Origin of the sequence: Roseateles flavus (assembly GCF_039872765.1) — a bacterium.
Lineage (GTDB): Bacteria > Pseudomonadota > Gammaproteobacteria > Burkholderiales > Burkholderiaceae_C > Roseateles_B > Roseateles_B flavus.
The window spans coordinates 171,058-197,383 of record NZ_JBDPZC010000008.1 but is presented as its reverse complement, the minus strand read 5'-3'; the positions used below and the strand labels follow the sequence as shown (position 1 = coordinate 197,383).

22 protein-coding genes are annotated in these 26,326 nt (G+C 70.3%); 11 read left to right on the top strand and 11 right to left on the bottom strand.

The features are described 5' to 3' along the window. Positions 1-3: 3 nt before the first annotated feature. Positions 4-1,341, bottom strand: coding sequence for a peptidylprolyl isomerase (locus tag ABDJ40_RS17575; RefSeq protein ID WP_347611666.1), 1,338 nt, complete (start codon positions 1,339-1,341; stop codon positions 4-6). Next, on the bottom strand, positions 1,325-3,766 hold the full coding sequence (locus ABDJ40_RS17570) for an LPS-assembly protein LptD (protein WP_347611665.1): 2,442 nt from the start codon (positions 3,764-3,766) through the stop codon (positions 1,325-1,327). The genes ABDJ40_RS17575 and ABDJ40_RS17570 overlap by 17 nt, the downstream gene beginning before the upstream one ends. Before the next feature lie 193 nt (positions 3,767-3,959). Here ABDJ40_RS17570 and ABDJ40_RS17565 point away from each other — a divergent pair, with 193 nt between their 5' ends. After that, positions 3,960-4,997 (top strand): aminoglycoside phosphotransferase family protein, encoded by a 1,038-nt coding sequence (locus ABDJ40_RS17565; protein WP_347611663.1) that lies wholly within the window; start codon positions 3,960-3,962, stop codon positions 4,995-4,997. 18 nt (positions 4,998-5,015) lie between these two features. Here ABDJ40_RS17565 and ABDJ40_RS17560 read toward each other — a convergent pair whose 3' ends face one another. The 7 genes from ABDJ40_RS17560 to argS all read right to left on the bottom strand — a co-directional run bounded on the left by ABDJ40_RS17560 (position 5,016) and on the right by argS (position 12,281). Beyond that, positions 5,016-5,963: a LysR family transcriptional regulator gene (locus ABDJ40_RS17560; RefSeq protein ID WP_269631003.1), complete on the bottom strand. Its 948-nt coding sequence runs from the start codon at positions 5,961-5,963 to the stop codon at positions 5,016-5,018. Between the two features lie 57 nt (positions 5,964-6,020). Then, positions 6,021-7,529, bottom strand: a complete 1,509-nt coding sequence (locus tag ABDJ40_RS17555) for an RNA polymerase factor sigma-54 (RefSeq protein WP_347611662.1) — start codon at positions 7,527-7,529, stop codon at positions 6,021-6,023. A 12-nt stretch (positions 7,530-7,541) separates the two neighbouring features. After that, on the bottom strand, positions 7,542-8,315 hold the full coding sequence (lptB, locus tag ABDJ40_RS17550) for an LPS export ABC transporter ATP-binding protein (protein ID WP_269631001.1): 774 nt from the start codon (positions 8,313-8,315) through the stop codon (positions 7,542-7,544). Further along, on the bottom strand, positions 8,312-8,947 hold the full coding sequence (gene lptA, locus ABDJ40_RS17545; protein WP_347611661.1) for a lipopolysaccharide transport periplasmic protein LptA: 636 nt from the start codon (positions 8,945-8,947) through the stop codon (positions 8,312-8,314). Before lptA ends, lptB begins: the two co-directional genes overlap by 4 nt. Before the next feature lie 156 nt (positions 8,948-9,103). After that, positions 9,104-9,769, bottom strand: coding sequence for a thiol:disulfide interchange protein DsbA/DsbL (locus tag ABDJ40_RS17540; protein WP_347611660.1), 666 nt, complete (start codon positions 9,767-9,769; stop codon positions 9,104-9,106). A 50-nt stretch (positions 9,770-9,819) separates the two neighbouring features. Beyond that, positions 9,820-10,473, bottom strand: a complete 654-nt coding sequence (locus ABDJ40_RS17535) for an SPOR domain-containing protein (RefSeq protein ID WP_347611659.1) — start codon at positions 10,471-10,473, stop codon at positions 9,820-9,822. 83 nt (positions 10,474-10,556) lie between these two features. Next, complete coding sequence (argS, locus tag ABDJ40_RS17530) at positions 10,557-12,281, bottom strand: arginine--tRNA ligase (protein ID WP_269630997.1); 1,725 nt, start codon at positions 12,279-12,281, stop codon at positions 10,557-10,559. Between the two features lie 140 nt (positions 12,282-12,421). Here argS and ABDJ40_RS17525 point away from each other — a divergent pair, with 140 nt between their 5' ends. Both ABDJ40_RS17525 and ABDJ40_RS17520 read left to right on the top strand, forming a co-directional pair. Further along, positions 12,422-13,822, top strand: a complete 1,401-nt coding sequence (locus ABDJ40_RS17525; protein WP_347611658.1) for a serine/threonine-protein kinase — start codon at positions 12,422-12,424, stop codon at positions 13,820-13,822. A gap of 136 nt (positions 13,823-13,958) precedes the next feature. Continuing rightward, a complete protein-coding gene (locus tag ABDJ40_RS17520; protein WP_347611657.1) occupies positions 13,959-14,345 on the top strand; it encodes a hypothetical protein in 387 nt (128 codons plus the stop codon). Between the two features lie 69 nt (positions 14,346-14,414). On the opposite strand, the gene ABDJ40_RS17515 is transcribed toward ABDJ40_RS17520, so the two are convergent. Further along, entirely contained in the window at positions 14,415-14,870 is a 456-nt protein-coding gene (locus tag ABDJ40_RS17515; protein WP_347611656.1) for a DUF2214 family protein, read from the bottom strand. Between the two features lie 38 nt (positions 14,871-14,908). Next, complete coding sequence (locus ABDJ40_RS17510) at positions 14,909-15,844, bottom strand: LysR family transcriptional regulator (protein ID WP_347611655.1); 936 nt, start codon at positions 15,842-15,844, stop codon at positions 14,909-14,911. Between the two features lie 218 nt (positions 15,845-16,062). Between ABDJ40_RS17510 and ABDJ40_RS17505 the strand changes: the two genes are divergently transcribed. The 8 genes from ABDJ40_RS17505 (at position 16,063) to ABDJ40_RS17470 (ending at position 26,320) form a co-directional block, all read left to right on the top strand. After that, a complete protein-coding gene (locus ABDJ40_RS17505; RefSeq protein ID WP_347611654.1) occupies positions 16,063-16,755 on the top strand; it encodes a haloacid dehalogenase type II in 693 nt (230 codons plus the stop codon). A 40-nt stretch (positions 16,756-16,795) separates the two neighbouring features. Then, positions 16,796-18,988, top strand: a complete 2,193-nt coding sequence (locus ABDJ40_RS17500) for a malate synthase G (RefSeq protein ID WP_347611653.1) — start codon at positions 16,796-16,798, stop codon at positions 18,986-18,988. Positions 18,989-19,252: 264 nt separating this feature from the next. Next, positions 19,253-20,527, top strand: a complete 1,275-nt coding sequence (locus ABDJ40_RS17495) for an NAD(P)/FAD-dependent oxidoreductase (RefSeq protein ID WP_347611652.1) — start codon at positions 19,253-19,255, stop codon at positions 20,525-20,527. A gap of 14 nt (positions 20,528-20,541) precedes the next feature. Beyond that, the gene (locus ABDJ40_RS17490) at positions 20,542-21,297 is read left to right on the top strand and encodes a class II glutamine amidotransferase (protein ID WP_347611651.1); all 756 of its coding nucleotides are present in this window, start codon (positions 20,542-20,544) and stop codon (positions 21,295-21,297) included. Positions 21,298-21,395: 98 nt separating this feature from the next. Further along, positions 21,396-22,544 carry a sensor histidine kinase gene (locus ABDJ40_RS17485; protein WP_347611650.1) on the top strand — a complete coding sequence of 383 codons (1,149 nt, stop codon included), beginning with the start codon at positions 21,396-21,398 and terminating at the stop codon, positions 22,542-22,544. Further along, positions 22,541-23,704 carry a sensor histidine kinase gene (locus tag ABDJ40_RS17480; protein WP_347611649.1) on the top strand — a complete coding sequence of 388 codons (1,164 nt, stop codon included), beginning with the start codon at positions 22,541-22,543 and terminating at the stop codon, positions 23,702-23,704. Before ABDJ40_RS17485 ends, ABDJ40_RS17480 begins: the two co-directional genes overlap by 4 nt. Before the next feature lie 30 nt (positions 23,705-23,734). Further along, a complete protein-coding gene (locus ABDJ40_RS17475; RefSeq protein ID WP_347611648.1) occupies positions 23,735-24,496 on the top strand; it encodes a LytR/AlgR family response regulator transcription factor in 762 nt (253 codons plus the stop codon). Positions 24,497-24,604: 108 nt separating this feature from the next. Next, complete coding sequence (locus ABDJ40_RS17470) at positions 24,605-26,320, top strand: M14 family metallopeptidase (RefSeq protein WP_347611647.1); 1,716 nt, start codon at positions 24,605-24,607, stop codon at positions 26,318-26,320. The last annotated feature ends 6 nt before the right edge of the window (positions 26,321-26,326 follow it).

Below are 26,326 nucleotides of genomic sequence, written 5' to 3'. Positions count from 1 at the left end.
CGCTCACTGCCACTCGCGCATCTCGATGAAGGCGTTGGCGCGCAACTCCTTCAGCCAGTCCTTGTAGGCGTCCTCGTAGCGGCGCTCGCGCAGGGCCACCTTGGCCTGCTCGCGCAGCTGCTTGGGCTCCAGCTCGATCTGGCGGCGCTCCAGCACCTGGATCATGTGCACGCCGTAGCGGGACATCACCGGGCCGGAAATGCCCTTGATCGGCAGCCCGTTCATCGCCTCCTCGAACTCCGGCACGAAGTTGCCGGGGCTCACCCAGCCCAGGTCGCCGCCATTGGGGGCGCTGCCGTCCTCGGAGTTGTCCCGGGCCACCTGCTCGAAGCTCACCTGACCGGCTTCGATGGCCCGCTTGAACTCCTGCAGGCGGCGCGCGGCCACCTCGGCCGTCAGCTGCTGCGAGGGGCGCAGCAGCACGTGGCGGGAATGGGTCTGGGTGATGACGTTGGGATTGGCAGCGGCCTCGCGGGCCAGCAGCTTGATGATGTGGAAGCCCACCTCGGAGCGGATCAGGCGGGGATTCACCTGGCCCGGCTTGAGCTCACGCACGGCGTCGACGAAGACATCCGGCAGGCGTTCCGCCTGGCGCAGGCCCACCTCGCCGCCCCGGTCCTTGTTGGCATCCTCGGAGAACTCGCGCGCGATCTTGGCGAAGTCCTCGCCCGCCTTGACGCGGGCCAGGGCCGTCTCGGCACGGGCCTTGCGCTCGGCCACCTGGGCCTCCGTGCCCTTCTCGGGAATGGGGATCAGGACCTGGGCGATGTTCAGCTGCGGGTTGCTGTCCGCCTTGGCCTGGCGCTCGTCCAGGTAGCGGTCGATGTCGCCGTCGGTGATGTTGATGCGCTTCTGCACTTCACGCTCGCGCACCCGCTCCATGAGCATCTGGTCGCGCAGGTTCTCGCGGAAGGTCTTGAAGTCCATGCCGTCGGCCTTCAGGCGTTCCTTCAGCTCGGCCATGGTCAGCTTGTTCTGCGTGGCCACATTGGCCACCACGCGATCCAGCTCGGGGTCCTCGACGCGCTGGCCGGTCTCGCGGGCCAGGGTCACCATGGCCCGCTCCTCGATCAGCGCCTCCATCGCGGCCTTGCGCAGCTCGTCCATATTGGGATTGGCCTCGCCGCGGCGGCGGGCTTCCTCGCGGGCGCGCTCGGCCCGCAGGGTGATCTCGCTGGCCGCCACGACATCCTGGTTCACCACCACGGCGATATGGTCCCCGGGCTTGATGCGGCTGGCGCCGGTCTGGGCCGAGGCCTGGGGCACCACACCGGCGTACAGGCTGGCGCACATGCCGGCGACAAGAAGGGAGCGTAGGGACAGATCAGTCATAGATGCCATGAGAGCTTGCCGAGCGGTCTGAGCTCAGCTGACGGTAACCGGGGATATTGTCCTTCAAGACCTTGAGCGCATTGGAACCGAGCTGGGAGAGGCCCACCAGCTCGATCTGCAGCAGCAGGCGCGTGTTGGTTTCGGCGCGGCCGGCGGAGAGGCGCTCGGCACCCACGCGCAGCACCCAGCAGCCAGCGTCGTACTCGAAACCCACCACCGAATCGGTGAGGCGCCGGTCGCGCATGCTGTACTGGATGCGGCCTGCGCTGTACCAGGCACCGCTGCAGCTGCCGGCGCTGCTGCGGCGCTGCGGGCGCTCGGCGGCGCCAAACAGCGGCCATTGCCAGGCCAGCTCCACCTGCTCGCTCTGCTCGCGGGCCAGGCGGTAGGCGACGCTGACCGTGCGGAAAGGGCCGGGCGCATAGCGGGCTCGCAGCACCGAGCGCATGGTCCGGCCGGCCTCGGGGCTGTACTGCAGGGCGCCGTCCATCCACCAGCGGCGGTCGAGGTGGGCGGCACCCAGCAGCAGGACATCCGAGACCCGCTGCGACACCGGCTTGTCGTCCGGCGTGACCCGCTGGTCGGCGAAGAGGAAGCGCTGCACCAGGCCCAGGCGCAGCATCTCCTCGCCCTGGGCGGCGTCCAGCCAGCGCGAGGTCACGCCGGCGGTGAGGGCATGGGCATCGGAGACGCGGTCCACGCCGGAGAACTGGTTCTCGGCGTAGATGGAGTCGGCGTTGAAGTCCTTGGCCGCGCTGTCGAAGCGCGGGAAGAGGTCCTGCTGGCGATAGGGCGTGCGCACATACAGCAGGCGGGGCTCCAGGCTCTGCTGCATGGCGCGGTCGAACAGGGTCGTGTTGCGCTCGAAGACCCAGCCGTGGTCCAGGCTGAAGGTCGGGATGCTGCGGCCCAGGCTGGTGCGGCCGTCGGCCACGGCCTGGTCGAGGCGGTAGCGGGCCGTGTTGAGCGAGAGCTTGGGCACCAGCCACCAGGCGGCGCCGCCCATGGGCAGGCTGACGTGGCTCAGCAGGTGCAGGCGCTCGCCGGTGTTGGGCACGGGCAGCAGCTTCTTGCCCAGCGGATCCGACGGATCCAGCAACTGCCTCGAGGTGGTCAGGTCGAAGCGGTTGTATTCCAGCTCCAGGCCGCCCTCCAGACGGGCGCGGCGGCCCCAGGGGCGGAAGCCGGCCAGCACCAGGTCGTCGGCCTGGGTGTTGAGGCGCAGGCCGACCTGGGGCGAGCGCTGGTAGGGCGTCTCGAACTGCGCGGCCATGTCCAGGCCCTGCAAGGCCTGCCAGCGCTGCACGCGGGCGTAGGTCTGCATCTCGCCCCAGCCGTAGCTGCGCAGACGGCTGAGGCTGAAGTCGGCAGGCAGCAGGCGCTGCGGCACGTTCTGCAGGCGCCTCGGCATGTCCTTCCAGTATTCGTCGTCGGACACCCGCTCCAGGCGCCAGCGGTAGCGCCAGTCGTCCATCAGCTCGCCATCGTGGCTCAGCCGCAGGTCCCAGCGGCTGCGGTCGATGATGCGGTCGCGCGGCAGCAAGGCCAGGTTCAGCTGGCCTGCATGGCCGGGCTCGAGGTAGCGGAACTCGCTGTCCAGGCCCGCGCCGCGGCGCGTCATGAAGAAGGGCGTGAGGGTGGCGTCGCGCTGCGGAGCGATGTTCCAGTAGTAGGGCAGGCCCAGCTCGAAGCCGCTGCGGTTGTCCAGGCCCATATTGGGCGGCAGCCAGCCCGACTTGCGCCCCTCGCCCAGCGGGAAGCTCAGGGCGGGCGCGGCCAGGATGGGCACGCCGTAGAAGCGCAGCACGGCGTCCTCGGCCACGCCCTCGTTGGCGTCGAAGTTCATGCGCAGCTGCCGGGTCGTGAGCTGCCAGGCGGGGCGGCCGCTGCCTTCCTCGACGGGGCAGCTGGAGTAGGTCGCCCCTTGCGCCTCCACATGCGAGGCGTCGATGAAGCGCAGGCGCTGGGCGCGGCCGCTGCCGCCCGTCAGCGCGAAGCTGTACTGGGGCGAGACGAATTCGCCCTCGAACTTTTCCAGGTAGAGCTGCAGGCTCGGCCCGCGCACCACGGTGCCGTTGCGGCTGACTTCGACGGAGCCCTCGGCACGGGCGAGGTCCTTGGTCTGGTCATAGCTGAGCTGGTCCGCGCGCAGCAGCAGGTCGCCGTAGCGCAGGCGGACCTGGCCCTGGGCGAAGGTCTGGGCATCAACCTGACTCTTCAGCGACTCGGCCTCCAGCACCAGCGCCGGCTTCTGCTCGGCACTGCCCGGCCGGGCCGTGTCCAGGCTGCGCGCCGGCTTCAGGCGCGGCGGGATGGCCTCGGGGTCCAGGGTCTGGGCGCCCACGCTCATGGCTGCCAGCGCCAGGGGCGTCAGAGCAAGCAGGGAGCGCAGGGAGGTCAGCGGAGGTGGCAGGACGGGAGCGGGACGCAGCACGGCGACGGCATCGATCGAAGTGGAGTGGCAGCCTGCTGGGCAGGCCGGCGCTCGCCATGACGGCGGTTTGTAGAATTCATTATCCATGAGCCGGCCGACGCGCCCCCCTGCCATCAGGCAGGGATGGGAATGGCCGGCCCGCCTCCCCCTTCGACCGCGGCTCCGCCTGCGCCGCCCAGATCAGCCACCGCCCATGTCCAACGTTTCCTGGACCGATCCCGCCCGTGCCGAGGTCCTGCACCACTGGCTGCAAGGCCTGGATCCTGCCCTCGGCCTGCGCGCCGACACCCTGCGCCCGGCCAGCGAGGATGCCAGCACCCGCCGCTACCTGCGCCTGGACGCAGCCCAGGGTCCGCTCGTGCTGATGGACGCCCCGCCTGCCGGCAACGACCTGCGCCCCTTCCTGCAGGTGGGCGAGCAGCTGCGCCAGGCCGGCCTGCACGCGCCCCAGGTGCTGGCCAGCTCCACCGAGCTGGGCTTCATGCTGCTGGAAGACCTCGGGGACACGCCCTATCTGCAGGCTCTGCTGCAGGCCGAGCCCAAGGAGGCCGACCGCCTGATGCGCGCCGCCATCGGCGCCCTGGTGCAGTGGCAGTCGCGCGCCGACGCGAGCAGCCTGCCCGCCTACGACGAGGCCTTCGTGCGCCGCGAGCTGCAGATCTTCGTCGACTGGTGCGTGCAGAAGGAACATGGCCGTCAGTGGTCCGAACAGCAGCAGACCTGGTGGGAAATGAGCTGCAAGGCCCTGGTGCGCAACATGCTGGACCAACCCACGGTCGCCATGCACCGCGACTACATGGTGCGCAACCTGATGGTCTGCGAACCCCTGCCCGGCATCCTGGATTTCCAGGACATGGTGCGCGGCCCGGTCTGCTATGACATCGCCTCCCTGCTGCGCGACGCCTTCATCTCCTGGGACGAGGAGCGCGAGCTGGACTGGGCCATCCGCTACTGGGAGCAGGCGCGGCGGGCCGGCATTCCCATTGGCGACGACTTCGGCGAGGTCTGGCGCCGCATCGAGTGGTGCGGGCTGCAGCGCCACCTGAAGATCCTGGGCATCTTCTGCCGCCTCAAGCACCGCGACGGCAAGCCCCGCTATGCCGAGGACCTGCCCCGCCTCTTCGCCTATGCGATCAAGGTCAGCACGCGCTACGTGGAGCTGTCCCCGCTGACGCACCTGCTGCAGGACCTGCGCGGCAGCCTGGTCCAGGACGGCTTCAGCCTGCGCTGAGCGCCCCGACGACCCGGCTCAGCGGGTCGCGCAGCCGGCGGCCTCCAGCCAGGGGTCGTGGTCCTGGCCGCCGAAGATGCTGACCAGGAAGTCGAGGAAGACCCGCGTGCGCGCCGGCAGGAACTTGCGCGAGGGCATGGCGGCCCAGAGGTCGTAGCTCTGCATGTGCCACTGCGGCATCACGCGCTCCAGCGCATGCTCCAGCAGCGCGTCCTCGATCATGAAGGACGGCAGGGCAGCGATGCCCAGGCCATGCAGGGCGGCGGCGTAGTTGGTGTCGTTGTGGCCGGTGGTCAGCACGCCGCGGCGGCATTCGCCCTCGATGCGCTCCTCGGGCGCCTCGCGCCGCCCCCGCACGAAGACGATGCCGCGCTGCTGGATGGCCACGGGCGGCACCAGCACATCATGCTGCTGCAGCTCCACCGGATGCTGCGGCCGGCCGCGCCGCTGCAGATATTCCGGCGCGGCGCAGAGGATGACCTCGGTGCGCGCCAGGCGCCGCGCCACGAAGTCGCCCTGCAGCGGCTCCTTGGTGCTGATGACGCTGATGTCGAAGGCCTCGTCGATCTGCGTCACCGGGCCCGGCGAATGCAGCTCCAGGGTCACGTGCGGGTACTGCTGGTGGAAGCGGGCCAGGTGCTTGGCCAGCTGGTGCACGGCGATGGCCGGCGGCACCAGCACCCGCACATGGCCGCGCGCCTCGTGCGTGGCGGACTGCACCAGCGCCTGGGCGTCCTCCAGTTCCATCAGCACGCGGCGGCAGCGCTCCAGGTAGGCCTCGCCCACCTCGGTGAGGGCCAGGCGGCGGGTGGTGCGGTTCAGGAGCCGCGCGCCCAGGTGCTCCTCGAGGTCGGCCACCAGGCGGGTCACCACGGCGGGAGCCAGGTCCAGGGCGCGGGCGGCGCCGGCGAAGCTGCCTTCGTCGATCACCCGCGCGAACACGCGCATCGCCTTGAGCTGGTCCATGGGCTGGGGTCTCCGTGGCTCGACTGGGGTCAGGTCTTGCGCGCCAGGCCCGAAGGGTCAGGTCTTGCGCATATTGGCCGGCGCGATCTTGAGGGCCTCGCGGTACTTGGCCACCGTTCGGCGCGCCACCTGGATGCCCTGCTCCTCCAGCATGCTGGCCAGGGCGCTGTCGGACAGCGGCTTCTTCGGGTCCTCGGCCGCGACGAACTGCTTGATCAGGGCCCGCACCGCCGTGCTGGAGGCATTGCCGCCGGTCTCCGTCGCCAGGCCCGAGCCGAAGAAGTACTTGAGCTCGAAGGTGCCCCAGGGCGTGGCCATGTACTTGGCCGTGGTCACGCGGGAGATGGTGGACTCGTGCAGGCTGAGCTCGTCGGCGATCTCGCGCAGCACCAGGGGCTTCATCGCCAGCTCACCGTGGGTGAAGAAGCCCTTCTGGCGTTCAACGATGGCCTCGGACACCCGCAGGATGGTGTCGAAGCGCTGCTGGATGTTCTTGATGAACCAGCGCGCCTCCTGCAGCTGCCCGCCCAGCGGCGAGTTGGTCACGCCGCCGCGGGTCTGGCGCAGGGCCTGGGCGTAGAGCTCGTTGATGCGCAGCTTGGGCGCCACTTCCGGGTTGATCATCACCCGGAAGCCGCGGCCGGCCTTCTGCACGATGACATCGGGGATCACCGCCTGCGCCACATTGCGCACGAAGGGGCGGCCGGGCTTGGGCTCCAGGCGGGCGATCAGGGCCTGGGCCTCGCGCAGCAGGGGCTCGTCGGCGCCAGTCAGCGAGCCCAGGCGGCGCAGGTCGCGCCGGGCCAGCAGGTCCAGGTGCTGCTTGCAGATCAGGATGGCCACGGCCTGCACCTGGCTGCGCGGCTGCGCGCGCAGCTGCAGCACCAGGCATTCGGAGAGGTCGCGCGCGCCCACGCCGGAGGGCTCCAGGCTCTGCAGCCACTTGAGCGCGCAGCGCAGGCGGTCCAGCAGCTCTTCCTGCACCGCGGGGTCGCCCTCGGGGTTGAGGCTGGTGGCGATCTCCTCCAGCGGATCCTCGAGATAGCCGTCCTCGTTGAGGGACTCGATCAGCACCAGCAGGGCCGCGCGGTCCTCGTCGCAGAGGCTCATGCCGGCCATCTGCGCCTGCAGATGCTCCTGCAGGCTGATGGTGCCGGCGTCGGTGTCCGTGCGGTCGTCGCCGTCGTCGCTGGGCGCCGCATTGCCGCTGGGCAGCTCGCGGATGCCGTCGAAGTCGTCGCCCTCGGTGCCGTTCTCCCAGTCCTCACGCTCGGTGGTGCCGAAGTCCTCGGCCCGCATCTCGCCCAGGGCCTCGCCGCCTTCGTCGCCGCCGCTGCCGCTGCCTTCATCGCCGCCCGTGCTGGCGGGCGCCTGCAGCTCGGCACGGGCCGGCTCCTGGCGGGTCTCGAACTCTTCTTCGGTCTCCAGCAGGGGGTTCTGGGCCAGCATCTGCTCGACCTCCTGGTTCAGCTCCAGGGTCGACAGCTGCAGCAGCCGGATGCTCTGCTGCAGCTGCGGCGTCAGCGAGAGATGCTGGGAAAGGCGGACCTGCAGAGAGGGCTTCATCGCGGGCCGCCCTTACATGCGGAAGTGTTCGCCCAGGTAGACCTTGCGGACCTCGGGGTTCTGCACGATCTCGTCCGGCTGCCCCTCGGCCAGCACGCGGCCCTCGCTGATGATGTAGGCGCGATCGCAGATGCCCAGGGTCTCGCGCACGTTGTGGTCGGTGATCAGCACCCCGATGCCGCGCGCCTTGAGGAAGCCGATGATGCGCTGAATCTCCAGCACGGCGATCGGGTCCACGCCCGCGAAGGGCTCGTCCAGCAGGATGAAACGGGGCTGGGTGGCCAGGGCGCGGGCGATCTCCACGCGGCGGCGCTCGCCGCCGGAGAGGGCCGGCGCCGGGCTGTCGCGCAGCTTCTCGATGCTGAGGTCGGCCAGCAGGCTCTCCAGCAGCTCGCGCACCCGGGTCTCGGGCCAGGGCTTGCCGTGCTCGTCCTGCTGAAGCTCCAGCACGGCGCGGATGTTCTCCTCGACGCTGAGCTTGCGGAAGATCGAGGCCTCCTGCGGGAGATAGCTCAGGCCCAGGCGCGAGCGCTGGTGGATGGGCAGGCGCTGGACCGGCTGGCCGTCGATGCGGATCTCGCCGGCATCGGCGCGCACCAGGCCCACGATCATGTAGAAGCTGGTGGTCTTGCCGGCACCGTTGGGGCCCAGCAGGCCCACGACCTCACCGCTGTTGACGGCCAGGTGCACGTCCTTGACCACCTTGCGCACGCCGTAGCTCTTCTGCAGGCCTTCGGCCTCCAGGCGGCTGGGCGGCCCGGCTTCGAGGGCGGGGCGCTGGTTCATGGCGTCTTGCGCAGCGGCTGCAGGCCCGGGCTGGGCTGCAGTTGCAGGGACGGCGTCGAGGCCGCGGGGGCCGGCGCGGAGGCGCTGCCGCGGGGGCTCATCACCAGGCGGACGCGGCCGTTGGGCTGCAGGGCGCCCTGGCCGCCTTCCACGCCGAAGACCTCGGTGCGGTTGTCATAGACGATGACGGCACCGCTGACCTCGTCCGCCACCACGCTGCCGCGCATGCGGCGCACCACGGCGTTGCCGATGAAGCGGACGGTGTCGGAGCGCCCGTCGTACTCCAGCTGGTCGGCATAGCCCTGGATGGACTCCCCGGCCACGTCGCGGTCCTGACGGAAATTGACCGGCTTGCCCGCCTCGCCCTGGGCATAGGCGAGGTAGTAGCCGTCCGAGCCCTCCTGGATGTCCATGCGCTCGGCCTTGAGCAGCATGCTGCCGCGGCTGAGGACGACATTGCCATTCCATTCGGTGCGCTGGCGCGCCACGTCCAGGCGCCCGCCCTTGTCGGCACTGATGCTCAGCGGCTTGTTGGCATCGTCCCGGGCCGCATGGGCCGGGGTCGTGCCGATCAGGCCCGTCGACAGGGACAGGCACAGCAGGGCGGAGGCTCGCAAGCCGGTGGCAGTCATACAGCGCTCGGACAAAAGTTCAGGGATGGCGCGCCCCGGCAGCCTGGGCGCCCGAGGCCGCACAAGGCAAGGCACGGTTCTTGCAGACCATTCTGCCACGAGGCGGCCCATGCCAGCCCCCGCGGCCGGGGGCTAGGCGCGACGCCCTGCAGCGGCTCAGGCGCCCTGGCGGGCGCGCTTGATCAGGAAGTCCACCACGGCCAGGGCACGCAGCCCGCTCTGCTCTTCGTCGATGCGCATGCCCGCGCTGGCCATGGCCGGCGAGGTCAGGAAGCGGCCGGCCACGCCCACCGCGGGCACCCCCTCGAGGCGGAAGCCCTCGGCCAGCTTGTCGGCCTGGCCGCACTTGTTGTTGACGCCGAAGGAGCCGAAGGTGTCCTTGAACTTGGCCGCGTCGATGCCCTGCTTGGCCAGGAAGGCGGCCATGGCGTCCAGCTCGTCCAGGCGCTGGCCCTGCCGGTGGATGGCGTCGAAGATCTTGCCGCGGACTTCCGCCTCCTTGCCCATCACCTCGAGTGCGAAGTAGGTGCGCTGGTGCACCCGCATATTGGGGCGGAACAGCACATGGGACTTGCGCAGGCTCACGTCGGCCGGCAGCTGGCCGGTCCAGGCCGCCAGGGCGGGCTCGAAGACGTAGCAGTGCGGGCAGCCGTACCAGAAGAACTCCACCACCTCGATCTTGCCGGCGGTGGTGGGCAGGGGCTGCTGCAGCTTCTGGTAGTGGCGGCCCTCGACCGGGCCGCCCTGGGCCTGGGCGATCAGAGGCAGGTTCAGGGCTGCCAGGCTGGCAGCGGCGGCGAAATCACGGCGGTTGATGCTCACGGCATTCTCCTGGGATCGAGGGGGGCGGGAGGGGGCGCGGGGCGGCCGGCTCAGCGTGCGACACGGGCCAGGTTGGCCTCGAAGCCTGCGGCCTCGGCCTTGCCACGCTGGGCCTCGGCTTCGTCACGGTTGTCGATCGGGCCGATGCGGACGCGGTAGACCGTGCGACCCGACTGTTCTTTCTCGTAGACCTTGGACTGGAAGCCGGCCATGGCCAGCTTGGCGCGCTGCGCCTCGGCATCCTCGGGCTTCAGGAAGGCACCGGCCTGCACGAAGTAAAGGCTGCCTGCATCCGCTGCGGCCTTCTCGGCCGTCTTTTCGGCGACCTTCTCCATGACCTTGTCGGCCGCCTTGTCGGTCACTTTGTCGGCAGGCTTTTCCGCGGGCTTGTCGGCCGGCTTGTCCACGGGCCGGGCCACTTCCTGCGGCGCGGGAGCGGAGGCGGGCACGGCCGGGCTCAGCACGCCGCTGGCACTGCGGGCGGCCTTGCCGGCCAGGGGGGCGTTGGGGTCCCAGTTCTTGTTGCGGGCCGCTTCCTCGGCGTCCTGCTCGGCCGTGCGCTGCGGCACCTTGTTGACGAAGGGGATGGGCACCTTGGTGATGTAGAGCGCCACGCCCAGCGCGATCGCCAGACCCAGCAGCAGGCCCACGATCAGCCCCAGGACAAATCCACCGCGCTGCTTGCCAGCTTCAGCCTTGCTCATGCCATCTCCATGCTCGCGGCCCCACCCGGGGCCGACCCTTCAACGCGGCGGATTCTAGGTCCGCCGACTGGTCCGGAAAGACTTCAGGCCAGCGCCTCGCGCGCCATGACTTCCGGCGCGCTGACGCCCAGCACCGCCAGGGCGTTGCGGATCACCTGACGGGTGGCCGCCAGCAGGGCCACGCGGGCACGGGTCAGCTCGGGGGCCTGGTCCAGCACGCGCTCGGCGGCGTAGTAGCTGTGATAGGCGCCGGAGAGGTCGCGCAGGTAGAAGGCCACGTCGTGCGGGGCCAGGTCTTGCGCAGCGCTGCTGAGCATGCGGGGGTAGTCCGCCAGCTTGAGCATCAGCGCGGCCTCGGTGGGGGCCGTCAGCAGGCTGAGGTCGGCACCGGCCAGGCCGGCTTCATCACCGCCCTGCTCGGCCCACTTGCGGATCACCGAGCAGATGCGCGCATGGGCGTACTGCACGTAGAACACAGGGTTCTCGTCGTTCTGCTTCAGGGCCAGGTCCACGTCGAAGGTGAACTCGGTGTCGGCCTTGCGGCTGATCAGGAAGAAGCGCACGGCGTCGCGGCTGGTCCAGTCGATCAGGTCGCGCAGCGTCACGTAGGAGCCGGCGCGCTTGGAGATCTTGACCTCCTCGCCGTTCCTCATGACCGTGACCATCTTGTGCAGGATGTAGTCCGGGAAGCCCTGCGGAATGCCCAGGTTCTGCGCCTGCAGACCGCCGCGCACGCGGGCGATGGTGCCGTGGTGGTCGGTGCCCTGGATGTTGATGCACTGGGTGTAGCCGCGCCCGAACTTGTTGACGTGGTAGGCCACGTCCGGCACGAAATAGGTGAAGCCGCCCTCGCGCTTGCGCATCACCCGGTCCTGGTCGTCGCCATAGTCCGTCGAGCGGAACCACAGTGCGCCGTCCTTCTCGTAGGTCTTGCCACTGTCGATCATGCGCTGCACCGCGGCTTCGAGCTGGCCGTTGGCATAGACGCTGGACTCAAGGAAGTAGTTGTCGAACTTGAGGCCGAAGGCCTGCAGGTCCAGATCCTGCTCGTGACGCAGATAGGCCACGGCGAACTGGCGAATGCCGTCGAGGTCCTCGACATCGCCCGAAGCGGTGAACTCACGGTCATCGGCCTTGACCGTTTCCTTGCGCAGGAAGGCGTCGGCGATGTCCTGGATGTAGTCGCCGTTGTAGAACTTCTTGCTGTCGGGGTGGTCGGGATCGGTGGGCCAGCAGGCGTCGCCCGGCTTGAAGCCCTTGAGCCGCAACTGCGTGGAGTGGGCCAGCGTGGCGATCTGCACGCCCGCGTCGTTGTAGTAGAACTCCCGGGTCACATCGTGGCCCTGGGTCTTGAGCAGCGAGCAGATCGCATCACCCAGCGCGGCCTGGCGGGCATGGCCCACGTGCAGCGGGCCGGTCGGGTTGGCCGAGACGAACTCGATCATCACGTGCTTGCTGGTGGCCGGACGGTCGCCGAAATGGCTGCCTGCGCCCAGCACCTCGGCGACGACCGCCTGCTTGGCGGCATCCTTCAGGCGGATGTTGATGAAGCCGGGGCCGGCAATCTCCATGCCCTCGACCCATCGCTGGAAGGCCGGCTTGGCCTGCAGGGCCTCGATCAGGGCCTGGGCCAGCTCGCGCGGGTTCTTCTTGAGCGGGCGGGCCAGCTGCATGGCGGCCGTGCAGGCGTAGTCCCCATGGCTGGCCTGCTTGGGCGATTCGAAGGCCGGGGCCAGGGTGGCCTCGGGGCTGAGGGAGTGGATGGCCTCGCCCAGGGCGGCGAGCAGTTCCTGCTTGGCTTGGATCATGGGCGCGATTCTACGAAACCCCCCGCCCCGCTCCCGGGCCCTGGCGCATGTGCCATCGCGGAACAGCTGTTGCCCGGGGCTGTTACTGCCTGTTCACGGTCTTGCCTCGCCTGGGGGCCTGGGGCAGGATACGAGCCGCCATGAGCCTTGACTCCCGCACACTCGCCAGTTCCGTGCCGTCCGCCGGCTCCGACGCCCTGGGCCCGATCTCCTCCCGCGACCTCCCCGCCTATATCGGCAAGTACAAGGTCCTGCGCCAGCTGGGCGAGGGCGCCACCAGCGACGTCTTCCTGGCCCTGGACGAATTCCGCGACCTGGAGGTGGCCATCAAGCGCCAGCGTGCCTGGGCCAGCCAGCAGCGGGAGTCCGCGGAAGGGCAGATCAGCTGGCGCTTCTTCGCCGCCGAGGCCGCGCTGGCCGGGCGGCTGCAGCACCCCAACGTGGTCCAGATCCTGGACGCCGTGCCCGACGCCGATGCGCCCTTCCTCGTGATGGAGTACGTGCCCGGCGTCACCCTCAAGAGTTTCTGCCGCAGCGACCGCCTCCTGCCCCTGGACCAGATCGTGGAGCTGGGCTTCAAGTGCGCGATGGCCCTGGGCTATGTGTTCCGCCAGGGCGTGATCCACCGCGACGTCAAGCCCGCCAACCTCCTGGCCGTGCTGGACGCTCAAGGCCAGGTGACCGATGTCAAGGTCAGCGACTTCGGCAGCGCCCTGAACCTCAACGCCGACCAGACCCAGATCCACCGCGTGGGCTCCCTGGCCTATATGCCGCCGGAGCAGATCGAGGGCGGCGACGTCGGCTGCCAGGCCGACATCTACGCCCTGGGCGCCGTGCTCTACCACCTGGTCGCTGGCCGCCCGCCCTTCGACGCGCCCAACCAGATGGCGCTGATGCACCAGATCTACCACCAGGCCCCCCAGCCGCTGACCGACCTGCGCGGCGGGGTCACGGCCGAGCTGGACGCCGTCATCCAGAGAGCCCTGGCCAAGCACCCCGCCGAGCGCTTCCCGGACTGGGACAGCTTCGCCACCGCCCTGTCCGAGCTGGTGGCCAAACAGCTGGTGCCTCTGGCACGGCTGTACGAGGTCAAGGACTCCGAGCGCTTCAACCTCGCGCGCGGCCTGGAGTTCTTCGCCGGCTTCGGGGACGTGGAGCTGTGGGAGGTGGTGCACCGCGCCAAGTGGCGGCGCTATCCCGAGGGCCATGCGCTGTACAAGAAGGGCCAGGAGGGCAACAGCTTCCACATCATCGCCGCGGGCGAGGTGGAGGTCTTCCGGGACGGCCAGCAGGTCGCGACCCTGGGCACCGGCACCTCCGTGGGCGAGATGGCCTACCTGGCCCCCAATCCCGAACTGCGCCGTCACAGCACCGACATCCGCGTGACCGAGGTCTGCACGACGATCTCCTTCACCCCCGAGTCCCTGGCCCTGCTGAGCCCCGAGTGCCAGCACCGCTTCGACCGGGCCTTCATCCAGGTTCTCGTGCGGCGCCTGCATGCCGCGCACGAGGCCATGGCCCATCCACGGCGCATTCTCTGAAGGCGGTCAACCGCCGGGCCGCCCCGCGCATTGAGTCCCCAGGGCATCACCGGGCAAGACCTGACCCCGTTGCCACCGCAGTTCCCCGCAGTACGCAGTGCTGCACCCGTAGTCCACCATCAAAGGCAGTTCCACCATGAAGAAGTCCCTCTCCCTCCTGGCCCTGAGCTTCGTGCTGGGTGCCGTCCACCTCAGCGCCCATGCCGGCTGTGACGAGCAGGCCGCCGAGAAGAAGCTGGCCGGCGCGGCCAAGACCAGCTTCCTGAAGAAGTGCAATGCCGACGCCGGCGCCGCCAACGGCTGCGACGCCAAGGCCGCCGAGAAGAAGCTCGCTGGCGCCGCCAAGACCAGCTTCCTGAAGAAGTGCAATGCCGACGCCGCCGGTGGCGCCGCCCCGGCCGCCGCCGAGGCCAAGCCCGATCCGGCCGCCGCCTGCGAGGCCATGGCCGCAGAGAAGAAGCTGGCGGGCGCTGCCAAGAGCAGCTTCGTCAAGAAGTGCGCGGCGGACGCCGCCAAGGGCTGATCCCCTTTCGTTCCGCTGAAAGCCAAAGGCCCGCTGCAGGCGGGCCTTTGCTCGTGGAACCGCGCGTGCTCAGCGCGTCAGCACGCCCCTCGCCAGCAGGGCCCCGAGGATGGGGAAGACCAGGATCAGGTGCGCCTGGATCATCACCAGGCGGCGCGTGGCGGCGATCTCGGCGGCCTCGGGCAGGCGCCCGTCGGCGGCCAGCTGCCGGCCCCAGCGGCGGAAGGTCAGCGTGGGCTTGATGGACATCAGGCCCACGACCACGAACAGCGTCAGCTTGGCATGCAGCAGGGGCTGGCCCCAGTACCAGGCCGAGCCCTTCATGCCCAGGAAGGCCCGCAGCAGGCCCGAGGCCAGCACCGCCATCGCGGCGATGCCGTAGATCAGGTCCACCCGCTGCAGGCGCTTCACCACCGCGGCATTGAGCCACTCGACGCGGCACAGCGCCGCCTCGCTGCTGATGAAGACCACCAGGGTCAGGATGGACAGCCAGTGAAAGATGGCCAGGCCGGTCTCAAGAACCATCGACGCACTCCCCTGAATTGCGATGTCAGCCGAAAAATTCAGGCGGAGTGTGCCTCAGATGCGCGGCCCTGGCGCTGCCAGTACTCCGCGCTGCCGTAGTGGTGTTTGAGGAAGTCGATCCACAGGCGCACCCGCAGCGGCAGGTGCTTGCGCTGGGGGATCAGCGCGTAGATGCCGTTGGCCGGCGCGGCGAAGTCGTCCAGCACCGAGGCCAGACGGCCCGCCGCCACGTCGGCCTCCACCTCCCAGGTGCTGCGCCAGGCCAGGCCCAGGCCGGCCAGGCACCAGTCGTGCAGCACCTGCCCGTCGCTGCAGTCCAGGCGGCCCACGGGGCGGATGTGCTGCAGCTGCCCGTCCACCGTGAAGGCCCAGCCGCGCGACTGGCTGGCATCAGAGCTGAGCACCAGGCAGGCATGGCGGGACAGCTCGTCGGGATGCTGCGGGGTGCCGGCGCGCTTCAGGTAGCCGGGTGCGCCCACGCAGAGGCGGCGGTTGTCGGCCAGGCGCATGCTGACCAGGCTGGAGTCCGCCAGGTCGCCCACGCGCACGGCGCAGTCGAAGCCCTCGTGCACGATGTCGACCACGCGGTCCGAGAGGTTCAGGGACAGGGACACGTCCGGGTGCTGCGCCAGGAAGTCCGGCACCAGGGGCGCCACATGGCGGCGGCCGAAGCCGGCCGGCGCGGTGATGCGCAGATGGCCACTGGCCTTGACGCCGCCCGCGCTGACGCTGGCCTCGGCATTGGCGAAATCCACCAGCAGGCGCTGGCAGTCCTCCAGGAAGGCGGTGCCCTCGTGCGTCAGCGAGAGCCGCCGCGTGGTGCGCAGCAGCAGCTTGACGCCCAGGCGCTCCTCCAGCGCGTCGATGCGCCGCCCCATCACCGCGGGCGCCACCCCTTCCGCCTGCGCGGCGGCGGTGAGGCTGCCCTTGGTCGCCACGGCGACAAAGGATTCGATCTGTTTGAGCCGGTCCATGCGCCGCATTCTGCGCTCACCCATGGCCAATGATGGCAATGCATCAATAAATGTTGGATTTACACCTATGCAAGGTTGCAATCCTCATTTCACTGAATGAAAAGTGATTTCTCGAAGTGGAATGAAGACCGTAAAGGCCTGGATCTTTGCGTTTTGATCACGAATCTCCGCGTGTGCAGCGCAGCAATCCAGGCCCTGTTTGGGCCTAAATTGGGCACATGACCCCGCCCACCCTCCGCGCCGTGCTCTTTGACGCCTATGGCACGCTCTTTGACGTGCACAGCGTCGCGCTGATGGCGGAGCAGCTCTTCGCCGGCCAGGGCCAGGCACTGTCCCAGCGATGGCGGGACAAGCAGATCGAGTACAGCCGCCTGTGCTCCATGAGCGGCCAGTACCAGCCCTTCTGGGAACTCACCCGCGCCGCGCTGCGCCATGCCTGCCTGAGCCTCAGGCTGACGCTGACTGCGGCAGGCGAGGAGCGCCTGATGAACGAATACCGCCACCTCAGCGCCTTCCCCGAGAACCGCGAAGTGCTGCAGCAGCTGCAGGCCCGGGGCATCCGCGCCGGCATCCTCAGCAACGGCGACCCGGGCATGCTGCAGGTCGCCGTGCAGAGCGCCGGCCTTGCGCCCTGGCTGGACCCGGTGCTGAGCGTGCACGAGACCCGGCGCTACAAGACCGACCCCGCCGCCTACGCCCTGGGGCCCGCCGCCCTGGGCCTGCCGGCGCGCGAGATCCTCTTCGTTGTTTCCAGCAATGCCTGGGACGCCCTGGGCGCCACCTGGCACGGCTACACCACGCTGTGGGTCAACCGCCAGGGCCAGCCGCGCGAGCAGCTGGGCCCGCCGCCGCATCACGAGGCCAGCTCCCTGCGCGGGGTGCTGGCCCTCTTTCCCGACACCGTCTCCTGACTCCACGTCCTTCTCTCCTTTGCCTTCACGAGGTTCCGCCATGAACGCACGCACTTCCCTCCACCGCCTGCAGGTCGACAGCCGCCTGGCCGACTTCATCGACCAGGAGGTCCTGCCCGGCACCGGCGTGGACCGCGCCGCCTTCTGGGCCGGCTTCGACGCCCTCGTCCATGAGCTGGCGCCCAAGAATGCCGCCCTGCTGGCCGAGCGCGACCGCATCCAGGCCGCCATGGACGAGTGGCACCGCGCCCACCCCGGCCTCATCACCGACATGCCGGCCTACCAGGCCTTCCTGAAGCAGCTGGGCTACCTCGTGCCCGTGCCCGAGCAGGTGCAGGCCACCACCGCCAACGTCGATGCAGAGCTGGCCACCCAGGCCGGCCCGCAGCTGGTGGTGCCCATCCTCAACGCCCGCTATGCGCTGAACGCGGCCAACGCCCGCTGGGGCTCGCTCTATGACGCGCTCTACGGCACGGACGCCATCCCCGAGGCCGACGGCGCCGAGCGCGCCGGCGCCTACAACCCGGTGCGTGGCGCCAAGGTCATCGCCTTCGCCCGCCAGGTGCTGGACCAGGCCGCCCCGCTGGCCGGCGCCTCGCACCGCGACGCCACCGGCTACCGCGTCGAGAACGGCCGCCTGGTGGTGAGCCTCACCGGCGGCGCCAGCACCGGCCTGCAGGACGCCAGCCAGTTCGCCGGCTACCAGGGCGATGCCGGCGCGCCCAGCAGCGTGCTGCTGGTCCATCATGGCCTGCACCTGGACATCCAGATCGACCGCAGCACCGCCATCGGCAAGACCGACGCCGCCGGCATCGCCGACGTGGTGATGGAAGCCGCCCTGTCCACCATCCTGGACCTGGAAGATTCGGTCGCCGCGGTGGACGCCGAGGACAAGCTGCTGGCCTACCGCAACTGGCTGGGCATCCAGCGCGGCACGCTGACCGAGGAAGTCGCCAAGGGTGGCAAGACCTTCGTGCGCCGCCTCAACGCCGACCGCCGCTACACCGCGCCCGCCGGCGGCGAGCTCGTGCTGCATGGCCGCTCGCTGATGTTCGTGCGCAATGTCGGCCACCTGATGACCAACCCAGCCATCCTGTGGGACGGCGGCAAGGAAATCCCCGAGGGCATCATGGACGCGGTCATCACCACCGCCATCGCCCTGCATGACCTGAAGCAGCTCTCGGGCAGCGGCCTGCGCAACTCGCGCCGCGGCTCCATCTACATCGTCAAGCCCAAGATGCACGGCCCGGCCGAGGTGGGCTTTGCCAACGAGCTCTTCGGCCGCGTGGAGCAGCTGCTGGGTCTGCCCGACAGCACCGTCAAGCTGGGCATCATGGACGAGGAGCGCCGCACCTCGGTCAACCTCAAGGCCTGCATCGCCGCGGCCGCCAGCCGCGTGGCCTTCATCAACACCGGCTTCCTGGACCGCACGGGCGACGAGATGCACACCGCCATGCTGGCCGGCCCCATGCTGCGCAAGGGTGACATGAAGACGAGCAGCTGGATCCAGGCCTACGAGCGCAGCAATGTGCTGGTCGGCCTGGCCTGCGGCCTGCGCGGCCGTGCCCAGATCGGCAAGGGCATGTGGGCCATGCCGGACCTGATGGCCGCCATGTTGGAGCAGAAGATCGCCCATCCCAAGGCCGGCGCCAACACCGCCTGGGTCCCGAGCCCCACCGCCGCCACCCTGCACGCCCTGCATTACCACCAGGTCAGCGTGGCCGCCGTGCAGCAGGAACTCGAGAAGACCGACGAAGCCGCCGAGCGCGCCGGCATCCTGGAGAAGCTGCTGACCATCCCCGTGGCCGCGACCCCGAACTGGAGCGCCGCCGAGCGCCAGCAGGAGCTGGACAACAACGTCCAGGGCATCCTGGGCTACGTCGTGCGCTGGGTCGACCAGGGCGTGGGCTGCTCCAAGGTGCCGGACATCCACAACGTCGGCCTGATGGAAGACCGCGCCACCCTGCGCATCTCCAGCCAGCACATCGCCAACTGGCTGCACCACGGCGTGGTGAGCGAGGCGCAGGTGCGCGAGACCTTCGCCCGCATGGCCACGGTGGTGGACCAGCAGAACGCCGGCGACCCCGCCTACAAGTCCCTCGCCGCGAATCCGCAGGGCGCCGCCTTCCAGGCCGCGCTGGACCTGGTCTTCAAGGGCAAGGAGCAGCCCAGCGGCTACACCGAGCCCCTGCTGCACGCCTGGCGCCTGAAGGTGAAGGCCGGCCAGGCCTGAGTGCCGGACCGGGCCGGGGCCGAGCCCCCGGCCCCATGAGCAAGGGCGGCCCGAGGGTCGCCCTTTGTCCTGGGCAGCCCGGCGGCGGCCCTGGCACAGGGCGAAGGACACCCACCCGCCGGCCTGTTGCCGTGCGCCCACATTGCGCCGGGCAGGGGCCGGGCAGGGGCCGGGCCGGCGCGGCGGGTGCATCGCCGAGGCCGCCGGGCGTCGGCAAGAGGCCTGACGATCTCTAGAATCGCGCCGCCACCCCCTGCCCAGCCCATGACCGACTGCCTTGCCTCCTCCGCCACCCCCCAGGGCGTCCCGCCCTCTTGTGCAACACCGCTGACTCCGGCCCTGGAGGAGCGCTACGAGGTGCTCGTGGTCGGCGCCGGCCCCGCCGGTGCGGCGGCGGCCCGGCTGCTCGCGCAGGCCGGCCGTCGCGTGCTGATGGTCGACCAGCACCCCCTGGGCCGTGACAAGACCTGCGGCGACGGCCTCATTCCCGACGCGCACCAGGCCCTGCAGAAGCTGGGCCTGCTGGAGGCGGTGATGGCCCGCGCCGAGCCCGTGCGCGAGGTGGGCTGCGTCGGCCCGCGCGGCGGGCGGGTCGACGTGCCCGGCGAGCTGGCCGTGCTGCCCCGGCAGGTCCTGGACGAGCTGCTGGCCCGCCACGCCGTGGCCGCCGGCGCGCGCTTCGAGCAGGCCCGCTTCGAGCAGGCGCTGGAGGATGCGCAGGGCCGCGTCTGCGGTGCCGTGCTCCAGCGAGGGGACGAGCGCCTGACGCTGCAGGCCGACTGGGTCATCCTCGCCACCGGGGCCGTGCCCAAGGCCCTGATCGCCGCCGGCATGTGCGAACGCCACACGCCCAGCGGCGTGGCCCTGCGCGGCTATGTGCACGCGCCGGCCATGGTCGGCCGCATCCAGGCCATGGAGGTGGTGTGGTCGCGCGAGGTCCGGCCGGGCTACGGATGGATCTTCCCCGCGCCGCAGGGCCGCTTCAACATCGGCGTGGGCGTGACGGACAGCCACAGCGCCGTGGCCGGCAAGGGGCGCAAGAAGGACGTCAACCTGCGCGCCCTGTTCGACGCCTTCTGCCAGCACTACCCCCCCGCGGCAGAGCTGATGCGCCACGGCCAGCTGGAGGGCGAGCTCAAGGGCGCCCCCCTGCGCTGCACCCTGCAGGGCGCCCGCTGGACGCGCCCGGGCCTGCTGGTCAGCGGCGAGGCCGCCGGCAGCACCTACTCCTTCACCGGCGAAGGCATCGGCAAGGCCATGGCCACGGGCATGGCCGCCGCCGAGGCCGTGCTGCAGGGCCGCGACGACGCCGACACCCGCCAGCGCTACGAAGCCGTGCTGCAGGAGCTCAAGCCCCGCTACGATCTCTATGAGCGCGCCAATCGCATCAACGCGGCGCCCTGGCTGGCCGACCTGCTGATCTGGCGCGCCAAGCGCAGCCCGCGCCTGCTGAAGCGCATGAGCGGCGTGCTCAACGAGACCAGCAACCCGGGCACCCTGCTGAGCCTCAAGGGCCTCAGGCGCCTGTTCCTCGAGTAAGCAAGGACCTCCCCATGTGCCAGCTGTTGGGCATGAACTGCAATGTGCCGACCGACGTGATGTTCAGCTTCACCGGGCTGGCCACCCGGGCCGAGGAGCACAAGGACGGCTTCGGCATCGCCTTCTTCGAGGGCCGCGGCCTGCGCCATTTCGTGGACCACCACAGCGCCCGCGTCTCGCCCCTGGCCGGCTTCATCCGCCACTATCCGATCCAGAGCGACAACGTCATCGCCCACATCCGCAAGGCCACGCAGGGTCAGGTCTTGCTGGAGAACACCCATCCCTTCGTGCGCGAGCTGTGGGGCCGCTACTGGGTCTTCGCGCACAACGGCAATCTCAAGGACTTCCACCCGCCCCTGCATGCCGCCTTCCGCCCCGTGGGTGACACCGACAGCGAGCGGGCCTTCTGCTGGCTGATGCAGGAGCTGGCCAAGGCGCACTGCAGCGTACCCAGCATCGAGGAGCTGAGCCTGACCCTGGCTGAGCTGATGCCGCGCCTCAATGCCTACGGCACCTTCAACATGCTGCTGTCCAACGGGCAGGCCCTGTGGGCGCATGGCTCGACCCGTCTGCACTACCTGCTGCGCCAGCATCCCTTCGGCCGGGTGCAGCTGCAGGATGAGGACCTGAGCCTGGACCTGTCCCAGCACACCTCCCCGCTGGACCGCGCCGCCATCATCGCCACGGAGCCCCTGACCCGTGACGAGCCCTGGGTGGCCTTCCAGCCCGGCGAGCTCAAGGTCTTCGTGGGCGGCGCGCTGGCGGGCTGACCCCCGCCGGCGCCCGGCAGTCCGCCATTCGCCGCGGCAGCCCGCCGTTCGCCGCATCGCCCCGGATCCGCCCGCCACGCGGCGGAGATACTCACGCCATGGCAACCCCCACCCTCCCCCTCTCCTGGCACGCCTCCCTGCGCGCCGATGCCGCTCAGGCCCTGGGCCGCCTGCTGCGCAACGAGAACGGCTGCAGCCGGAACTCCCAGTTTCTGGGCGCCGTCATCGGGGCGGTCTTCGGCGGCATGGGCATGTTCGCCGGCGTCTACAAGGACAGCGGCAGCCTGCTGCTGGCCCTGCTCGCCTGGGTGGGCTTCAGCGGCGGATTCCTGGGCCTGATGGGCCTGTCCTGGCTGCGGCCCCTGTGGTTCTCGGGGCGGCCGGCTGCCATCCTCAGCGCCGTGGTCGGCCTCATCGCCGGTGCCATCGGCATGACGCAGGGCCTGCGCCGGGCGCCGGTCGACCACGCCCTGCCCTGGCGCGAGCAGCTGGACGGCGCCATCGTGGCCGCCAAGATCGGCATGCCTCTGCCCCTGGTGATGGCCTTCGCGCTGCTGCTGGTCGTGATCCTGACGGCCAGCCAGCGCCGCGAGCAGATGGCCCGCGAGCTGGCCATGGCGCAGAGCCGCGCAGACCACGAACAGGCCCGGCGCGAGGCCAGCGAGGCCCGGCTGCGCCTGCTGCAGGCCCAGATCCAGCCGCATTTCATCTTCAATACCCTGGCCGCCGTCCAGCACTGGGTGGACACCGGCGACCAGCGCGCCAGCCCGCTGCTGCGCCAGCTCAGCAGCTTCCTGCGCGGCTCGGCCGAGCTGATGCTGCGGCCCGAAGTGAGCCTGGCCGAGGAGCTCCGCCTGGTGCAGGCCTACCTGGGCGTGATGCAGGCCCGCTGGGGCGAGCGCCTGAGCTACCGCCTGGACATCGACCCCGCCGCCGCCGAGGCCGCCAGCCTGCCCCCGGGCATCGTGCTGAGCCTGGTCGAGAACGCGCTGGAGCACGGCATCGCCCCCACGCTCAACGGCGCCGAGCTCCATGTGCAGCTGGCGCCGCAGCCCGCGGGCGGATGGCGCCTGCTGATCGAGGACAGCGGCGTGGGCCTGGCCGAGGGCTGGCAGGAGGGGCTGGGCCTGGGCAACAGCCGCGCGCGCCTGCAGGGCTTCTTCGGCGAACGCGCCGCGCTGCAGCTCAGCCCGCGCGAGGACGGCCCCGGCACCCGCGTGTGCCTGCTGCTGCAGGGGCTGGCGTGAGCGGGGTCGCCCTGCGAGATCGCGTCCTGGGCTTCTGGCGCGAGGTGGACTGGCGCGTCGCGCTGATGCTGGGCCCCCGCCACCGCTTCACGGACGCGCAGTGGGCGCGCCTGGCCACGCTGCCGGCCATGTCTGCCAGCGTGGCGGCGGCCATCTGGATCAACATCATCGGTTCCGGGCTGTTCCAGATCTGGGCCGTGGATCGCTTCATCCCGGGCACGCCCTGGCAAGGGCTGCTCGCGATCTTCCTGGCCAACCATGGGCTCGGGGTGATGCAGCTGTCCATGCTGAGGCAGCTCTGGCGCCGCCCCACCATGAAGCGGCTGTACCTGACCTCCAGCCTGTATGCCCTGGTCTGGATCGCCGCGATCCTCGGCTTCCATGCCTGGCAGGCCAGCGCCCTCCTGGACAAGGCGCTGGCCCGGGCCCTGCTCCTGATGCTGATGCTGGGCATGATGCTGGGCGCGCTGGCGCTGTGGGTCCTGGCCTGCTGGCGCAACGAGTACTGCGCCCAGTGGCTGCGTGAGCAGGACCGCCAGGCCGAGGCCCTGGACCTGGCCCGCCGGCTGGCCACGGCGCAGATCCAGCCGCATTTCCTCTTCAATTCCCTGGCCGCGCTGCAGCACTGGGTGCAGGTCAAGGACGACCGGGCCGCCCCCCTGCTGAGCTCGCTGACGGGCTATCTGCGCGCCACCCTGCCGCTGTTCGACCGCCCCTTGCTGAGCGTGGCCGAGGAGTCCGAGGCCGCACGCCGCTACCTCGAGGTCATGCAGGCACGCCTGGGCGAGCGGCTGCGCTTTCGCCTGGACATCTCGCCCGACGCCGCCCGCGCCCAGCTGCCGCCCGGCGTGCTGCTGACCCTGGTGGAGAACGCCGTCGAGCACGGCGTGCAGCCGTGCCTGGAGGGCGGCGAGATCACCATCCGGGCGACGCTGGATGACCGCGCTGGCCTGTGCCTGCAGGTGCTGGACAACGGCCACGGTCCCGCAGCCGGCCTGGACTTCAGTCAGGACTCGGCCACGGCCGCGACCCAGGGCGGCCTGGGCCTGCGCAACACCCTGCAGCGCCTGCGCCAGGCCTTCGGCGAGCGCGCGAGCCTGCAGCTGCGATCCCTGGACGAAGGGGGATGCGCCGCCGAGGTGCGCATCCAGCCCGCCTGAACCAGCACAACACAAGGAGCGAGGACCCCCATGAACACTGCCATCCGCACCCTCATTGCCGACGACGAGGAAGGCCCGCGCGAGCAACTGCGCGCCGCCCTGCAGCGCCTCTGGCCGGAGCTGGACATCGTGGCCGCCAGCCGCCATGGCGTCGATGCCTGGGACGACTTCCTGGCGCACGAGCCCCAGGTCTGCTTCCTGGACATCAACATGCCCGGCCTCACCGGCATCGAGGTGGCCCGCCGCATGGGCGCCACCGCGCGCCCGCCGCATGTGGTCTTCGTCACCGCCTACGGCGACCATGCCCTGGCGGCCTTCGATGCCGGTGCGGTGGACTACGTCATGAAGCCCGTGGAGGACGCCCGCCTGGCCCAGGCCATCGAGCGGCTGAAGTCCCGGCTGCAGCAGCCCGCCCCCGACCTGCAGGCCCTGCTCAAGCAGCTGCTGCCCATGGCAGCCGCCGCGCCCAAGTCCCGCCTGATCCAGGCCTCGCTGGGCCGCGAGGTCAAGATGATCGATCCGCAGGACGTGGTCTATTTCGAGAGCGACAACCGCTACACCCGCGTCGTCTACACCGGCGGCGAGGCGCTGATCCGCACCCCCTTGAAGGAGCTGCTGGCCTCGCTGGACGCCGAGCTCTTCTGGCAGGTGCACCGCTCGGTGCTGGTCAACAGCCGCAGCATCGCCAGCGCCGTGCGCATCGACGAGAACACCATGCAGCTGACGCTCAAGGGCCGAGAGGAGAAGCTGCCGGTGTCGCGCCAGTTCCAGGGCCTGTTCAAGGGGCAGTGAGGCGCTGCGGCAGCGCCTGACGCCCTGGATGCTGGCACGGGTTCGCCCCCAGCCGGATGCGCCGGGCCCGCCCGTAGCATGGCCCCCTGCCTCCACAAGACGCATGCCATGGCCACCGCCCTCCCGACCCCGGACTTCAGCCAGTTCCTCCGCTACCAGCCCCTCACCGAACTGCTGCAGGCCTACGCCGCGGCGCGGCCGCATCTCGTCACGCTGCGCTCCATCGGCCACAGCCACGAGGGCCGCGAGATCTGGCTGCTGGCCCTCACGAACGAGGCCACCGGCCCCGACACCGACAAGCCCGCCCTCTGGCTGGACGGCAACATCCATGCCGCGGAGCTGACGGCCAGCACCACCTGCCTCTACTACCTGCACCAGCTGCTGAGCCACCATGGCCAGGACAGCGAGGACGGCCGCCGCGCCACCCAGCTGCTGGACAGCCGCGTGGTCTACATCGTGCCGCGCCTGAACCCCGACGGCGCCGAGCTGGCCCTGGCGGACCGGCCGCGCCACATCCGCTCCTCCACCCGCCGCTACCCGCATGACGAGGACCCGGTGGACGGCCTCACGATGGAGGACATCGATGGCGACGGCCGCATCCTCACCCTGCGCGTGCCCGACCCGCATGGCGGCTACAAGAAGCATGCCGGCGACCCGCGCCTCATGGTGGCGCGCGAGCCCGGCGAGTTCGGCGGCGAGTACTACCGCCTGATGCCCGAGGGCTTCATCCAGCACTACGACGGCCTGCAGATCAAGGTCAACGGGGACGTCGAGGGCCTGGACCTCAACCGCAACTTCCCCGGCGGCTGGCGCCAGGAGCACGAGCAGGGCGGCGCCGGCCCCTACCCGGCCAGCGAGCCCGAGGTGCGGGCCATGGTGGACTTCATCGTGAAGCATCCCAACATCGGCGCGGCCATCAGCTTTCACACCTACAGCGGCGTGATCCTGCGCCCCATGGGCAGCTGCCCGGACGAGGACATGACGCCCGAGGACCTCTGGCTCATCAAGCAGTTCTCGGCTCTGGGCGAGAAGCACAGCGGCTACCCGGCCGTGAGCATCTGGCACGACTTCAAGTACCACCCCAAGGACAGCATCAGCGGCACGCAGGAATGGCTTTACGAGCACCTGGGCGCCCTGTTCTGGGTGGTGGAGCTGTGGAACCCCAACCAGGAGGCCGGCATCAGCGGCTACAAGTGGATCGACTGGTTCCGCGAGCACCCGGTGGAGGACGAGCTCAAGCTGCTCAAGTGGAGCGACGAGCACTGCGGCGGTCAGGCCCATGTGGACTGGCGCCCCTTCCAGCATCCGCAGCTGGGCGCGGTGGAGATCGGCGGCTGGGACAAGATGAACTACTGGCGCAACCCGCCGCCGGCCCTGCGCGAGCGCGAGGCCGCGCGCTTCCCCGCCTGGCTGACGCAGATCGGCCTCTCGCTGCCGCGCCTGGAGCTGCTGCGCACCGAGGTGCGCGCCCTGGGCGCCGACAGCTGGCGCGTGCGCCTGGCCGTGGCCAACAGCGGCTACCTCAGCGCCGCCGTCACCGCCCGCGCCAAGGAGCGCCAGGTGGTGCGCGGCGTGATCTTCGAGATCCAGCTGCCTGCGGACGGCAGCGCCAGCCTCGTCACCGGCAAGGAACGCATGGAAGGGCCGCATCTGGCCGGCCACGCGCCCCAGGCCAGCCAGCTGAGCTTCCTGCCCACCGACGAGATCACCGGCGACCGCGCCGTCGCCGAATGGATCGTCCGCGCCCCGCATGGCACGCGGCTCTCGCTCTCGGCCCGCACGGAGCGGGCGGGGGTGGTGAGGGCGGAGGTGACGCTGGATTGAGCCGGC